The organism is Glutamicibacter sp. NPDC055354, from assembly GCF_053644955.1.
On record NZ_JBSHMB010000001.1, the window covers coordinates 555,231 to 568,164 of the forward strand.

General features: G+C 62.9%; 13 protein-coding genes. 10 read left to right on the forward strand and 3 right to left on the reverse strand.

Going from position 1 to position 12,934, the window contains the following annotated elements:
* Positions 1-38: 38 nt before the first annotated feature.
* Positions 39-1,319 carry an Nramp family divalent metal transporter gene (locus ACWICV_RS02510; RefSeq protein ID WP_105657825.1) on the reverse strand — a complete coding sequence of 427 codons (1,281 nt, stop codon included), beginning with the start codon at positions 1,317-1,319 and terminating at the stop codon, positions 39-41.
* Between the two features lie 243 nt (positions 1,320-1,562).
* Here ACWICV_RS02510 and ACWICV_RS02515 point away from each other — a divergent pair, with 243 nt between their 5' ends.
* The 5 genes from ACWICV_RS02515 (at position 1,563) to ACWICV_RS02535 (ending at position 7,216) form a co-directional block, all read left to right on the forward strand.
* Entirely contained in the window at positions 1,563-2,231 is a 669-nt protein-coding gene (locus ACWICV_RS02515; RefSeq protein ID WP_105657866.1) for a response regulator transcription factor, read from the forward strand.
* The gene (locus ACWICV_RS02520; RefSeq protein ID WP_454090784.1) at positions 2,228-3,664 is read left to right on the forward strand and encodes an ATP-binding protein; all 1,437 of its coding nucleotides are present in this window, start codon (positions 2,228-2,230) and stop codon (positions 3,662-3,664) included. The genes ACWICV_RS02515 and ACWICV_RS02520 overlap by 4 nt, the downstream gene beginning before the upstream one ends.
* A 4-nt stretch (positions 3,665-3,668) precedes the next feature.
* Entirely contained in the window at positions 3,669-4,628 is a 960-nt protein-coding gene (locus ACWICV_RS02525; RefSeq protein ID WP_181148863.1) for a TAXI family TRAP transporter solute-binding subunit, read from the forward strand.
* An 84-nt stretch (positions 4,629-4,712) separates the two neighbouring features.
* On the forward strand, positions 4,713-6,029 hold the full coding sequence (locus tag ACWICV_RS02530; RefSeq protein WP_454090783.1) for a M20/M25/M40 family metallo-hydrolase: 1,317 nt from the start codon (positions 4,713-4,715) through the stop codon (positions 6,027-6,029).
* A 47-nt stretch (positions 6,030-6,076) separates the two neighbouring features.
* Positions 6,077-7,216, forward strand: coding sequence for an acyl-CoA dehydrogenase family protein (locus ACWICV_RS02535; protein ID WP_402473079.1), 1,140 nt, complete (start codon positions 6,077-6,079; stop codon positions 7,214-7,216).
* Between the two features lie 65 nt (positions 7,217-7,281).
* Here the strand turns inward: ACWICV_RS02535 and ACWICV_RS02540 are convergent, their stop codons facing one another.
* A complete protein-coding gene (locus tag ACWICV_RS02540) occupies positions 7,282-7,515 on the reverse strand; it encodes a DUF5703 family protein (RefSeq protein WP_105657828.1) in 234 nt (77 codons plus the stop codon).
* A 44-nt stretch (positions 7,516-7,559) separates the two neighbouring features.
* Between ACWICV_RS02540 and ACWICV_RS02545 the strand changes: the two genes are divergently transcribed.
* The 3 genes from ACWICV_RS02545 to mshC all read left to right on the forward strand — a co-directional run bounded on the left by ACWICV_RS02545 (position 7,560) and on the right by mshC (position 10,062).
* Positions 7,560-7,769: a hypothetical protein gene (locus ACWICV_RS02545; RefSeq protein ID WP_105657829.1), complete on the forward strand. Its 210-nt coding sequence runs from the start codon at positions 7,560-7,562 to the stop codon at positions 7,767-7,769.
* A gap of 78 nt (positions 7,770-7,847) precedes the next feature.
* Positions 7,848-8,672, forward strand: a complete 825-nt coding sequence (locus tag ACWICV_RS02550; protein WP_105657830.1) for an undecaprenyl-diphosphate phosphatase — start codon at positions 7,848-7,850, stop codon at positions 8,670-8,672.
* Between the two features lie 127 nt (positions 8,673-8,799).
* Positions 8,800-10,062 carry a cysteine--1-D-myo-inosityl 2-amino-2-deoxy-alpha-D-glucopyranoside ligase gene (mshC, locus tag ACWICV_RS02555; RefSeq protein WP_402473082.1) on the forward strand — a complete coding sequence of 421 codons (1,263 nt, stop codon included), beginning with the start codon at positions 8,800-8,802 and terminating at the stop codon, positions 10,060-10,062.
* 33 nt (positions 10,063-10,095) lie between these two features.
* On the opposite strand, the gene ACWICV_RS02560 is transcribed toward mshC, so the two are convergent.
* Positions 10,096-11,004: a PAC2 family protein gene (locus tag ACWICV_RS02560; protein WP_332498551.1), complete on the reverse strand. Its 909-nt coding sequence runs from the start codon at positions 11,002-11,004 to the stop codon at positions 10,096-10,098.
* A gap of 83 nt (positions 11,005-11,087) precedes the next feature.
* Here ACWICV_RS02560 and ACWICV_RS02565 point away from each other — a divergent pair, with 83 nt between their 5' ends.
* Entirely contained in the window at positions 11,088-11,801 is a 714-nt protein-coding gene (locus ACWICV_RS02565) for an HAD family hydrolase (protein ID WP_402473088.1), read from the forward strand.
* On the forward strand, positions 11,798-12,925 hold the full coding sequence (locus ACWICV_RS02570; protein WP_402473090.1) for a site-2 protease family protein: 1,128 nt from the start codon (positions 11,798-11,800) through the stop codon (positions 12,923-12,925). The genes ACWICV_RS02565 and ACWICV_RS02570 overlap by 4 nt, the downstream gene beginning before the upstream one ends.
* Positions 12,926-12,934: the final 9 nt, after the last annotated feature.

A 12,934-nucleotide genomic window follows, 5' to 3' on the forward strand; every position in this document is an offset into this window, starting at 1 on the left:
TGCATGCCGCCATGACTTCTGGACCTAGTGAAAGGCCATCAGCTCCAGAGCGGAGCCAGGGACTTGTACAGCTGCTGTACACCCAAGATGATGAACAGTACTGCGGTAATCGCCAACGCGGTGTTGGTGTGCCAGCGGTTGGCCCATTCCTTGGGGATGCGCTTGCCATTGAGCAGGCCCAGGAGGGTGACCGCCAGGAATGGCATGAACAGCGCACCGAGGACGCCGTAGGCCAGGATCAGGGCAATTGGCTTGTCCAGCAAGAAGAGCACCATTGGCGGGAAGGTCAGCCACAGCACATAGAACTTGAAGTACTTGCCACCGGTCAACGTATCCGGGTGGTTTGCCGGCTTCTTGCGCATATGGCCCCAGAAGTCGGCGAACATCAGCGAAACGCCATTCCATACGCCGATGATCGACGAGAAGGACGCGGCCCAGAAGCCAATGAGGAAGCCGTTGCCTACGACATCGCCATATTCGGCTTTCAGCACGTCGCCCAGTTCCAGCAGGCCCTTGTCGCCACCGGAGATGGTCACGCCGGCGGCGCGAACAACTTCCGCGCCCACGATCAGCATGGCCAGCACGAAGACGCCGGTCATGACGTAAGCCATGGAGTTGTCGATGCGCATGACCCGCATCCACTTAGGGGTGTACCAGCCTTTCTCGCGCAGCCAGTAGCCGTAAGCGGCCAAGGTGATGGTACCGCCGACGCCGCCAGCCAACGCCAGGGTGTAGACCACGCCGCCTTCCGGAATCATCGGGATCAAGCCCTTGAGCATTTCCGGAATGTTTGGCACAGCGATGAAAGCCAAGCCCACCACGGTCACGAACATGATGCCCACCAGTACAGCGGTGATCTTCTCGAAGAAGCTGTACTTTCCGAACCAGACCATCGCGAAGCCCAGCAGGCCCATGAGCACTGCCCAGATCTTCAGATCCACTGCCGGCATCAAGGCGGCCAGCGGCAATGCAGCGGAACTCATCGCTGTAGCGCCGTAAACGAAGCCCCAGATGATGATGTAGGGACCGAAGTACCAGGTGGTCCACTTGCCCAGGGTCTTCCAACCCTCGAAAATGGTTTTGCCAGTTGCCAGGGTGTAGCGGCCGGCGCCTTCAACCAGAACAATCTTCAGGATTACGCCGACAATCACTGCCCAGAGCAGCGCATAGCCGTACTGGCTGCCTGCTACTAGTGTGGCAACCATGTCGGCTGCGCCAACGCCGGTCGCCGCAACGACCAGTCCCGGGCCAATGACTTTCCAGCGCGGTGGGCCGCCACCGTCTAGGTCGGCGCGTTGCGCCTGGATGTTTTCGCTCATTTGATTTTCCTTTTGCCACAGTGCGATGCCGCCGCGGAGTCGCATCGGCAGTGACGCGGACCACGGGGGTGTGAGATCGTATTCAATCTTGGTAGTGATCTTTCTTACTGGCAAACTCTCAGTCAAGTACTAACACTTTCTTAGGAATGCAGTGACGTGGAGAACACGGCGTGTTCCGAATTGCTAGAATTGATCAGTTACCCATGGGCGCCGAGCCCGGATCTGAACGTCGAGGATGATGCCGTGCAGCTGTTGATCGTCGAAGACGACCACGCCGTCGCCCGCGCCCTGATCGATGCCGTGAGCGCCGCAGGACATCAGGCCGAGCATGTCAGCCGCGGTGCTGACGCGCTGTTGAAGCACCACAGTGCCCAGATGATCCTGCTGGATCTGGGCCTGCCGGATATGGATGGACTGGAAGTCCTGCGCAAACTGCGCCAAATCAGTGAAGTCCCCGTGGTCATCCTCTCGGCGCGCAATGACGAGCGGAGCGTTGTCCGGGGACTGCGCCAGGGCGCCGACGATTTCCTGGTCAAGCCCATCGGGCTGGCGGTCCTTCTGGCCCGCATCGATGCGGTGGCCCGCCGCGCCAAGGTCCAATCCAATGACAACGGCGGTGTGCTCATCGCCGGCGGATTGCGTGTGGACACCGGGAAGCACGAAGCAATTCTGAATGGACGGCACCTCCAGCTGACCGCCAAGGAATTCGAGCTGCTGGCATTGCTGGCCCAGCATGACGGAGCGGTGGTAACCCGGGAGCAGATTCTTGATCGCTTGTGGGGCGACGCGTTCGTGGCGGTGTCGCGCTCCTTGGATGTCCACCTCACCGGTTTGCGTTCCAAGCTTGCTGCACCCGGGATGATCGTGAACGTTCGCGGAGTTGGTTACCGGCTAGAGACGCCAAACCCGTGAGGCTGCGCGTACTGGGCATCCTGGGCACGCTGCTGCTTGCAATCGTCGCCATCGTCAGCGCGATGCTGTTGCAGAGCGTCAGCCGTGATGCCACCGCTGAAGTCCAGTTGAACCGGTTGTCGGCATTGAACCGCTTTGTCCAGCTTGCCACCCATGCTGATCTGGCAAATGACATGTCGCTGCTCCAGCTGGAGATGGACACCTATAGCGACCTCTATGGCGAAGGGCTGCTGATCAATCTGGGCCAGCGGCAATTGGTCTCGGGCAGTATCGATCCTGCGGATCCCGAGGTCGCTGGCACCGTGCGCAATTCAGAGCTGAATCTGGGACTGGTCCAGATCCCGCCGATCGATCCTCTCTCGGATGCCACCGCCTTGCTCTCGCAGCCGTTCGGCAATTCTGCTCAAGTGCTCGGCTCTGTCACGATGCAAGTGAACTTGGAAACTGCACGCGCCAAGGTGCTGGAAAAGTCCAGCCTGCTGTGGCTTGTTGTCATTTCCATTGGCGCTGGACTCCTGCTCTTGGCCGACCGCCTGACCTTCTGGGTGCTCCGTCCGGTGCACCGGCTCAATGATGCCGTCAATGACATTGCGCGGCATCAGGCACCAGTTCTCCTCGAAGAGCAAGGCCCACCGGAACTGCGCCGGCTATCGCGGTCGCTGGGCAGCATGGCCCGAACTATGGCCGAGAGCCTGAAGCAGCAGCAGGAGCTCATTGCTGAAACATCCCATCAGCTCCGGAACCCCGTTGCCGCCTTGCGGTTGCGCGTGGATCTTTTGAAGATGCGCATGGGCGACCAAGCGGATCCCGTCGGAGTGCACGCGGTGGAAAACGAACTGCATCGGGTGGAAACCCTGCTGGACGGCGTCATGCGCTTGGCCAGCGCCGAGCATCGGCTAGCCGAGCAAAATGCGGGGGAGTCCTTGCCCGAGACAGCCATGCACGGCCAACAAGTCGACGTCGGGCAGATGCTCGCCGAGGAAGTCGAACGCCAATCCGAGGTTGCCCGGCAACGGGGAAACCAGCTGGTGCTCGATGGCAGCGCCACCTCGGGGCAGACCGCCATGGTGTGGTGCAACGGATTCGATTTGCAGCAGATGCTCGCGGAACTCCTGGAAAACGCCTTCAAGTACGCCCCTGGCAGCAAGATCGTCCTGGGCCTGCGGCTCAACCCGGGAACTGTCAGCATCCAAATACAGGATCACGGAGCCGGCATGAACGCTGCTGAACTCGCGAATGCAGGCGAGCGGTTCTGGCGTGCAGAACGTGTGCGGCACAGTCCGGGAACAGGTTTGGGACTGGCTATCGTGGATCGCTTGGCGCGCGCGAATGCCGGTGAGCTCACGCTTGAATCGGCTCCGGGCGAAGGGCTCAAAGCAACGATCAGCCTGCCCCTGCATGGCAGCAAGCCCGAGGTGCCCGATGAATCCTGAGCCCATGCCGTCCCGGCGGAACTTGCTTCGATATCTCCTGGCAGCCCCAGTCGCCGCCGGACTGCCAGCGCTGAGTTCCTGCAGCTCGTTGCCCATTGCGCATCGATTGGATATCGCCTCCGGTGAAGACGGGGGCATGTACTTCCAATTTGCCTCCTTGCTCTCCAACGCCTTGGTGGACCACGGCGTCGCCGAGCATTCAGCAGCCCTCAATACCCAGGCCAGCGCCCAGAATCTGGCGATGCTCGCAGAAAATAAGGCCGGGCTGGCTCTTGCCCTGGCCGATACGGTGGACCAGTACCGGAAGGACAGCGCTCCACAGGCGCAGCCGATGGCCCTGGGCCGCGTCTACCAGAACTATTTCCATTGCATCATCCGCACAGCAGCCGGGATTAGCTCGCTGCAGGATCTGGCAGGACGCACCATCGGCACCGGTGCGCCAGGGTCAGGTACGTGGGTGACCGGCCAGCGCATATTGCGTGCAGCGGAGCTGAAGAATCGCGGGATCGCGCCCAAGGAGCTGCAGTACGGGTACGTGGCAGGGCTGGAGGCGCTGGGCAAGGGAAGCATTGACGCGCTATTCCTTTTCGGCGGCCTGCCGGTTGCTTCGCTGAGCCGGCTCGCTTCAACCATGGACTTGGGCCTGCTCGATGTTTCAGCGGTGCTGCCGCAGCTGCGCGAGCGGTACCCGGATCTCTACGATCGGGTAGTCATCCCGGAGGGAACCTACCGCGGAATCAAGTCCGTGGAGACGATCGGGGTTGGCAACCTCTTGATGGCGCGCGCGGACATGCCCGAGGAGCTGGCCGGAGCCGTCGTCAAGCTCCTGGTCGCCCACGCTGATCAGCTGGTGCCAGAATCCAGCGCCGGCATCCAGTTCTTGACCCCCGAAACCTTGGTCAGCACCGGAGGCCAGCCCCTGCACCCGGGCGCGAGGAAGGCCTACCAGGAACTTCACGGCTAGAAATTGCGCACGTGCACACACGACGGTGGGGGCTTTGCCCACTAGTGTGTATTGCAAAGCACTGCTACGAGAGGATCATTGGCGATGTCCACTGCTGGCGACATTCCACTCATGGAAAATGAAGCCGTTGAGATCTGCAGGAAACTGATTCAGATCGACACGACGAACTATGGAGGCAACAAGGGCGCGGGGGAGCTTGACGCCGCCCGCTATGTCGCTGGGCTGCTCGAGGACGTCGGCCTGGAAGCCACGATCTATGAATCCGCTCCCGGGCGGGCCAACGTGGTCACCCGCATCCCGGGGGCCGATCGGGCATTGCCGGCCCTGGTCGTGCACGGCCACCTGGATGTCGTGCCGGCCATCGCCGAAGACTGGAGCGTGGATCCTTTCGGGGCCCAGATCATCGATGGGATGATCTGGGGACGCGGAGCGGTGGACATGAAGAACATGGACGCGATGATTATCGCCGCCATCCGGCACCTGCAACGCGAGAACATCACCCCGCGGCGCGATCTGGTCATCGCCTTCTTCGCCGATGAGGAAGCTGGCGGGGACTATGGTTCCGGCTGGATGGTGCAGAACCATCCCGAACTCTTCGCCGGGGCGGCCGAGGCCATTAGCGAAGTCGGCGGGTTCTCGGTCGAAATCAACGGCCGCCGGGCCTACATGCTGCAGACTGCGGAAAAGGGCATCGCCTGGCTGAAGCTGGAATCCAAGGGCATGGCCGGCCACGGCTCGCAGCTCAACACCGATAATGCGGTCACCCATCTGGCAGGAGCCGTCCATCGCATCGGTGAGCATCAATGGCCGCTGTCCTACACCAAAACCACTCGCGCATTGCTTGAGCAGGTGGCCGAGCTGTCCGGACTGGACTTCGATGAAGCCGATCCGGCCCCGCTGCTCTCGGCCATGGGCAATGTCTCGCGCTTCGTCGGGGCTACCTTGCAGAACACCGCGAATCCCTCCGCCCTGGAGGCAGGCTACAAGCACAACGTCATTCCCGGGCAGGCCGCAGCGCTGATCGACTGCCGCACCCTGCCCGAGCAGCACGAAGCCACCTTGGAGACCCTGCGTGAACTGGCCGGGGAACACGTTGAGCTGTCCATGGTGCATGAGCAGGAATCCCTGGAGGTGCCCTTCGCCGGTGCGCTGGTGGATTCCATGATCGCGTCGTTGCTGGCTGAAGACCCGGATGCCGTGGTTCTGCCCTATATGCTTTCTGGCGGAACCGATAACAAATGGCTGGCCAAACTGGGGATCACCGGCTACGGATTCGCGCCGCTGCAACTTCCTGCCGAGCTGGATTTCACCGGAATGTTCCATGGCGTCGACGAACGCGTGCCGGTGGACTCCATCAAGTTCGGCGTGCGGGTGCTCCAAAACCTCTTGCAGGAATACTAGAACCAGCGTTGGCCCAGCCAGCACAACAGAATCCAGGAGCAGAATCCTTGACCATCGAATCCATACTGAGCGACGAGCTGCTTGAGCGTTTCCGGGACCGGGCCGCCGGCTATGACGAGTCGAACTCGTTCGCCATCGAAGACTTCAACGAACTGGTGGAACTGGGCTACCTCAAGGCGCTGGTGCCGGCAGAGCGCGGGGGACTGGGCTGGAACTTCCAGACCCTGGCCCTGGCCCAGCGCCGCCTGGCCACCGCGGCACCCGGCACGGCCCTGGCGATCAACATGCACCAGGTATGGGCGGGCGTCGCGTACTTGCTGCAGGCCCGCGGGGACCAGCGCCTGGATATGGTGGCCGATTGGATTGCCGAGGGCGAAGTCATGGCGTTCGGGATTTCGGAGCCCGGCAACGACGCGGTGCTCTTCGACTCGAAGACCAGGGCGAGAACTGCTGCCGATGGCTCGGTGGAGTTCAATGGCGTGAAGATCTTCACTTCGCTGGCACCGGCGTTCACCCGGTTGGGGGTGTTCGGCAAGGATGAGGAATCCGGGGAACTGGTTCACGGCTTCGTCGCCAGGGGCGAGGGCGTGCATTCCATGAACGACTGGAACACCCTGGGCATGCGGGCCAGCCAGTCGCACACCACGAAGCTGGAAAATGCGGTGGCCCCGCGCGAATGGGTGCATAGCCGGCTGCCGGCCGGCCCAAACCAGGACCCGCTGGTCTTCGGCATCTTCGCATCCTTCCTGACCCTGACCGCAAGCGTCTACGTGGGCATCGCAGATCGTGCGGTGACCCTGGCCCAGGAGGCCCTGGGACAGCGGGTGCACCAGGACGGGACCCGGTATGCGCAGGATGTGCGCGCCCGCGGGCTCTTGGCCGAAGCGGCGATGCGCCTGCTGGCCCTGGATGCCCTGCAACGCTCGGTGGCCGGTGACCTGGAGGCCAAGGCGGATCACCAGGGCGCGTGGTTCCCCAAGCTGGTGACGCTGCGCACCCTGGCCGGGGACACTGCACGGGAGAACATCCAGGTGGCCGGACAGCTGCTGGGCGGTGGCGGATATTTCCGGGGGTCGGAGTTCGAACGGCTCTACCGCGACGTGCAGGCCAGCTGGTACCACCCGTCCAATGCCGCTTCGGCAGCCAATACGGTGGCCTCGTGGCTGGTAGGCCCGCTCGACAGCTGAGGCAAGGACCCGCGGTTGCCGTGAGGGCCAATCGCGGGCACGGAGCCATGTGCCCAGTTGCCGGTTCAGGGAGCCAGGGTGCTGCGAATGCGCATCACCCGGCGGCGCAGCCAGTATTTTTGGGCGCCGCCTTCATAGCGGCAGGTGCGCATGAGCTCCCATTTGCCGTTATCGGCGTGCTCCCGCAGGGCGGCGCGGGCGACATGCTTTGGTTCGCCCGGGAAAGAAGTTATGACCAGGTATTCAAAGCGCTGGTCATCGGGATGATGCAGCGGTGGCTTAATTCTTTCTTCGAGCATCCTGCCCCCTATCTAAAGAACGCCGTGCGTTGTAGCCTCATGCTATGAGTACTGAACCGAGTTTTGCACTGCAAGCATTTATTGCACGCCTGGAGCAGCACCTGGCAATTGTGTCGCAGAGCCGCGGTGCTGGCGAGGCATCCGTCGACGCGGCTTTTGGCGCGCTGGCCGATGCCTTCGAAGACTATGAAGACGCCCTCTACGATCAGTATTCCGAGTTATTGCCCTTCACCATACCCTCGGATGATGCGTGAGTACGACCACGGAGTGAATTTTTCCTATTCCGTGTTTCTGAGTCCAGATAGTCGCAATCGGTGAAGTAATGTCGAGGGGTGAATTGGTTTGAAGCAGCTTTCCTAGGATTGATCCAGGGCCTGACCGAGTTCCTCCCGATCTCGTCCTCAGCCCACTTGCGTATCGTTGGCGAACTCCTGCCCAACGCCCAAGACCCCGGAGCGGCATTTACCGCCATTACCCAGCTGGGCACCGAAACCGCAGTGATCGTCTTCTTCTGGCGTGACATCGTGCGGATCATCGGCGCCTGGTGCAAGGCGCTGGCCGGCAAGATCCCGCATTCGGATCCGGATGCCAAGATGGGCTGGCTGATCATTATCGGCTCCCTGCCGATCGCGATCCTGGGCCTGCTGCTGGAAGACTACATCGATACGAACTTCCGTTCGCTGTGGATTGTTGCGACCACACTGGTGGTCTTCGGCCTGATCCTGGCCATCGCCGACCACTACGGCAAGCAGCAGCGCACCTTGGACAAGCTGACCGTCAAGCACGGCATCTTCTACGGCTTCGCCCAGGCCATGGCCTTGATTCCGGGCGTCTCGCGTTCGGGCGGCACCATCACCGCTGGTCTGCTCATGGGGTACACCCGTGAAGCCGCAGCCCGCTACTCGTTCCTGCTGGCGATCCCGGCGGTGTTCGCCTCGGGCCTGTACAAGCTGGTGAAGTCCTTCGACGAACCAGGTGTCTACACCCTGGCGCAGACCGGTGTCGCTACCGTCGTGGCCTTCGTCGTCGGCTTCCTGATTGTGGGCTGGTTCCTGAAGTTCGTTTCCACCCACTCCTACCGCTTCTTCGTCTGGTACCGCATCCTGCTGGGCCTGGCGCTGTTCGTCGCTCTGGGATTGGGCTGGATGGCCGCCTGATCCAGGTTTTCCAAGATGTCCGTGGACTGCTTCACGGGCATCTTGCAGTTAACGGGAATAAACCTCGCCTTGCTTCACTTGGAGTTAAAGGAAGAAATACGTCGCATCTGCGAAAGGATGTCCATAAGTGCACGCGTGGAATAACCCTGAGGTACCTCAGGTGGCTGGTTCAGCACCAACACTGGAACTTTTCAATACCGCCACCGGAGCCCGACAGGCCACTGCGCCAGCGGATGAAGCTATTGCGCCGGCCAGCATGTACGTTTGCGGTATCACCCCCTATGACGCCACCCATATGGGCCACGCCGCCACATATGTCACCTTCGACCTGGTGCAGCGCACCTGGCGCGATGCCGGTCGCACCGTGGCCTACACCCAGAACATCACCGACGTGGACGACCCGCTGCTCGAGCGCGCCGCAGCAACCAACGTCGATTGGCGCGAACTGGCCGAGTCGCAGATCCAGCTCTTCCGCGACGACATGGAAGCCCTGAACGTCATTCCGCCGCAGAACTACATCGGCGCGGTGGAATCCATCCACTGGCTGGTCCCGGTCGTCGAGCAGCTGCTCGATGCGGATCTGGCCTACCGTGTGCCGGCTGGTGCCGATGGGGTGGAAGGCGACGTGTACTTCGACACCCTGGCCGCCCAGAACGATGCCTGGAAACTGGGCGCCGTTTCGAACTACGACCGCCAGACCATGCTCGGCTTCTTCGCCGAACGCGGCGGGGATCCGGATCGTGCCGGCAAGCGCGATGCGCTGGACCCGCTGCTGTGGCGTGCCGCCCGCGAGGGCGAGCCGTCATGGGATGGCGGCAAGCTCGGTGCCGGCCGCCCGGGCTGGCACATCGAATGCTCGGTGATTGCCCGCAAGACCCTGCCGGCCCCCTTCACTGTCCAGGGTGGCGGCTCGGACCTGATCTTCCCGCACCACGAATTCTCCGCGGCCCACGCAGCTGCTGGCGATAACGCGGAACTCGCGCAGACCTACGTGCACACCGGCATGGTGGGCCTGGACGGCGAAAAGATGAGCAAGTCCCTGGGCAACCTGGTGCTGGTTTCCAAACTGCGCGAAGCCGGCGTCGAGCCGGTAGCGATCCGCGCCGTACTGCTCTCCCAGCACTACCGCAGCGACTGGTTCTGGACCGAACAATTGCTGGCCGCAGCCCAGCAGCGGGTGGCTGCCTGGCGCCAGGCCTTGGCCACCACCAGCAACGAGGACGCAGCCAAGGTAGTGGAAAGCATCCGCAAGCACATGGCCGATGACATCGATGCGCCCTCCGCGCTGGAGGCACTCGACCGGTGGGCGGCGCAGCCGGCCGGCTCGAATGGCGACGGCGCCGAAGCGTTGCGCCACGGCATCGACGCGCTGCTGGGGCTCAAGCTCTAGGCAGCACCGCGCCAAGCATCCCGGGGTCCGGCTTCAGATATCGAAGTCGGACCCCGGGCTGTCTTTGCGGTACTTTCCCCGGCGGCGCAGATAGCGCTCGAATTCCCGGGCAATGGACTCGCCGCTGGCCTCGGGAAGCTCGCTGGTGTCCGTTGCCTGCTCCAGCTGTTCAACGTACTTGGCCACATCCGGATCCGCTGCCGCGAGCTCATCGACCCCATGCTTCCAGGCCAGCGCATCCTCGCGCAGTTTCTGGTCCGGCACGGAGACCGGGATGACTTCCTCCAGCAGCTCGATGATGGCCAGTTGCACCCGCGGGCTGGGGGACTGCGCAACATAGTGGGAGAGCTGCGCCCACAGCGACAGGCTCGGGATCCCGTACCGTTCGAACTCCACGCCGAGCACCGAGGGGATTCCGGTGGGCCCCTCGTAGGTGGAGGCGCTGATCCTCAGGTGTTCCTGGAACCGCGGATCGTCGCTGGCCAGCGAGGTCGGCACCGGCCGGGTATGCGGCACATCAGCCAGCAAGGCGCCCAGGGTGAGCACGGCATGGGCATTGTGGGATTGGGCCACCTTGATGATCCGCGAGCAGAAGGTCTGCCATTTGAACGTCGGCTCGACACCCAGCACCACCAGCAGGTCGGCGGCCGCCTGGGGCAAATGGATCTTGAAGATCTCGGTGCACGGCCAGTCCACTACGCGCCCGGTCCCGGTGCGCCGGGTCTTGGGCCGGGTGAACTGGTAGTCGTAGAAATCGTCCTCGCCCACGGTGGCCACATGCTCATGGGCGTTGGACTCGAGCAGCAGGCGGACGGCGTCCGTGGCCGCCGAACCGGCGTCGTTCCACCCCTCGAAGGCAGCCAAGACGATGGTGGGGCGAATCTCATGCTGGGTCTTGGCAATATAGCTATTCAGCGTCGGGGCGTGGTATTCCTCGTTCATTGAAGACTCCTTGGCAGCACTCGATGCTCTCGGCGTGGCTCGCCGAAGCGGCTTAGCCCCACTCTTCCATCTAGAATGGACTCATGCCAAGCACCAGTTTTGACTTTGCCGCCGGAACCGAGCCCGCAACCCCCCAAGCTGTCCTGTGGGATATGGACGGTACGCTGATCGACACCGAACCCTATTGGCTGGCTGCCGAAGCTGAGCTGGTGGCTTCCCATGGCGGCTCGTGGAGCCATGAACAAGGCCTGGCCCTGGTCGGCAACGCCTTGCCAGATGGCGCCCGGGCCCTGCAGCAGGCCGGGGTCAAGCTGGAGATCCGCGAGATCATCGACTGGCTCTCTGCCCGGGTGGTTGCCGGCATCCGCCGCGAGATCCCCTGGCGGCCAGGAGCCCGCGAATTGCTCGCGGCGTGCAAGCAGGCAGGCATCCCGCAGGCCCTGGTGACCATGTCCGAGCGCAGCATTGTCGATGAACTGATGCTCAGCATCCCCGAAGGCACCTTCCAGGCCAGCGTTACCGGTGAAGAGGTCGCCAACGGCAAGCCGCACCCGGAACCTTATCTGGCTGGACTGCAGCTGCTTGGCCAGTGCACCGGGAAAGAACTGGAAGCAGCCAGGTGCATTGGTTTCGAGGATTCCGTGCCGGGCATCGCCTCGGCGTCCGCGGCCGGGCTGCATGCGGTGCTGGTTCCCAACGCCACCGACCCGGGAGAAGGCAGTTGGCGCCGGATCGACAGCTTGGCATCCGTGGATGTACATGAAATGACTCGATGGTTGGTGCAGGTTAGCGCGTGAGCGACACTCAGGAAAAGTCCCCTGGAATCAAGCTGGGGCGTATCGGGGGCGTCCCGGTCTACCTCTCCAGCTCGTGGTTCCTCATCACCGCGGTCATCACCTTCAGCGTTGGCATCCAGCTTTCGCGCGGCGGAATCATCCCGCCGCTGAACGCCTACCTGATGGGCCTGGCCTGCGCGGTGGCTATTGCCGTGGCCGTGCTGATCCATGAGGTCGCGCACGCGATGACCGCGCGCGCCTTCAAGTGGCCCGATGCGCACATCGTGTTGACGCTGATGGGCGGGCACACCCAGTTCGGTTCCTTCAAGGCCAAGCCCGGCGCCTCGCTCTGGGTGGCACTCTCCGGACCGCTGTCGAACTTCCTGCTGGCCGGAATCGGCTGGCTGGTGATCGAGAACGCGGCCATGGGCGTGTACCCGAACCTGCTGCTGGACTTCTTCGTCTATGCAAACCTGCTGCTCGGCGCCTTCAACGCGCTGCCCGGGCTTCCGCTCGATGGCGGGCGGCTGGTCGAATCGATCGTCTGGAAGGCCACCGGATCCCAGTTCAAGGGCACCATCGCCTCGAGCTGGGTGGGCCGGGCAATCGCCGTGGGCCTGGTCTTCTACTTCGTGATCTATCCTCTGGTACGCGGCGAGCAGCCCCAGATCATCACGGTGGTGGTCGGCATCATGGTGGCGATGTTCATGTGGCAAGCCACCACGCAGCTGATTGCGCACTCCAAGATGATGCTGAACCTGCCCACCGTGATCGCCACCGACTTGATGCGCCCGGCTTCGGCCATGGTTTCGCACGCAACCGTAGCCGACGTGCTCTCCCGCCAGAACGCTCGCGGGGGAGAGATCATCCTGGTCGACACGAAAGGGATGCCGGTCGGGGTCATCGATGCGCAGGCACTGTCCCGGGTGGACCCGAACCAGGCGGCCCAGGTTCCGGCCTTGGCCGTGTCCCGTGCCCTGGGCCAGGGCGCGATCGTGGCCGAGGATTCCGATGGCCGCGCACTGATCGACTACCTGGCCAGCGTGGACAGCGCCGAATACGCGGTGATCAGCGCCACCGGGCAGGTGGTGGGCCTGCTGCACCAGCGGCAGATCGTCAACGCCGTCACCGGACGCCGCAAGTAAACTCTATAC

What these genes read in the sequence shown, in the direction of transcription:
- ACWICV_RS02510 (WP_105657825.1), bottom strand. Translation starts at nt 1,319, where the DNA reads ATGAGCGAAAACATCCAGGCGCAACGCGCCGACCTAGACGGTGGCGGC.
- ACWICV_RS02565 (WP_402473088.1), top strand. Translation starts at nt 11,088, where the DNA reads ATGCCAAGCACCAGTTTTGACTTTGCCGCCGGAACCGAGCCCGCAACC.
- ACWICV_RS02530 (WP_454090783.1), top strand. Translation starts at nt 4,713, where the DNA reads ATGTCCACTGCTGGCGACATTCCACTCATGGAAAATGAAGCCGTTGAG.
- ACWICV_RS02560 (WP_332498551.1), bottom strand. Translation starts at nt 11,004, where the DNA reads ATGAACGAGGAATACCACGCCCCGACGCTGAATAGCTATATTGCCAAG.
- ACWICV_RS02540 (WP_105657828.1), bottom strand. Translation starts at nt 7,515, where the DNA reads ATGCTCGAAGAAAGAATTAAGCCACCGCTGCATCATCCCGATGACCAG.
- ACWICV_RS02545 (WP_105657829.1), top strand. Translation starts at nt 7,560, where the DNA reads ATGAGTACTGAACCGAGTTTTGCACTGCAAGCATTTATTGCACGCCTG.
- ACWICV_RS02525 (WP_181148863.1), top strand. Translation starts at nt 3,669, where the DNA reads ATGCCGTCCCGGCGGAACTTGCTTCGATATCTCCTGGCAGCCCCAGTC.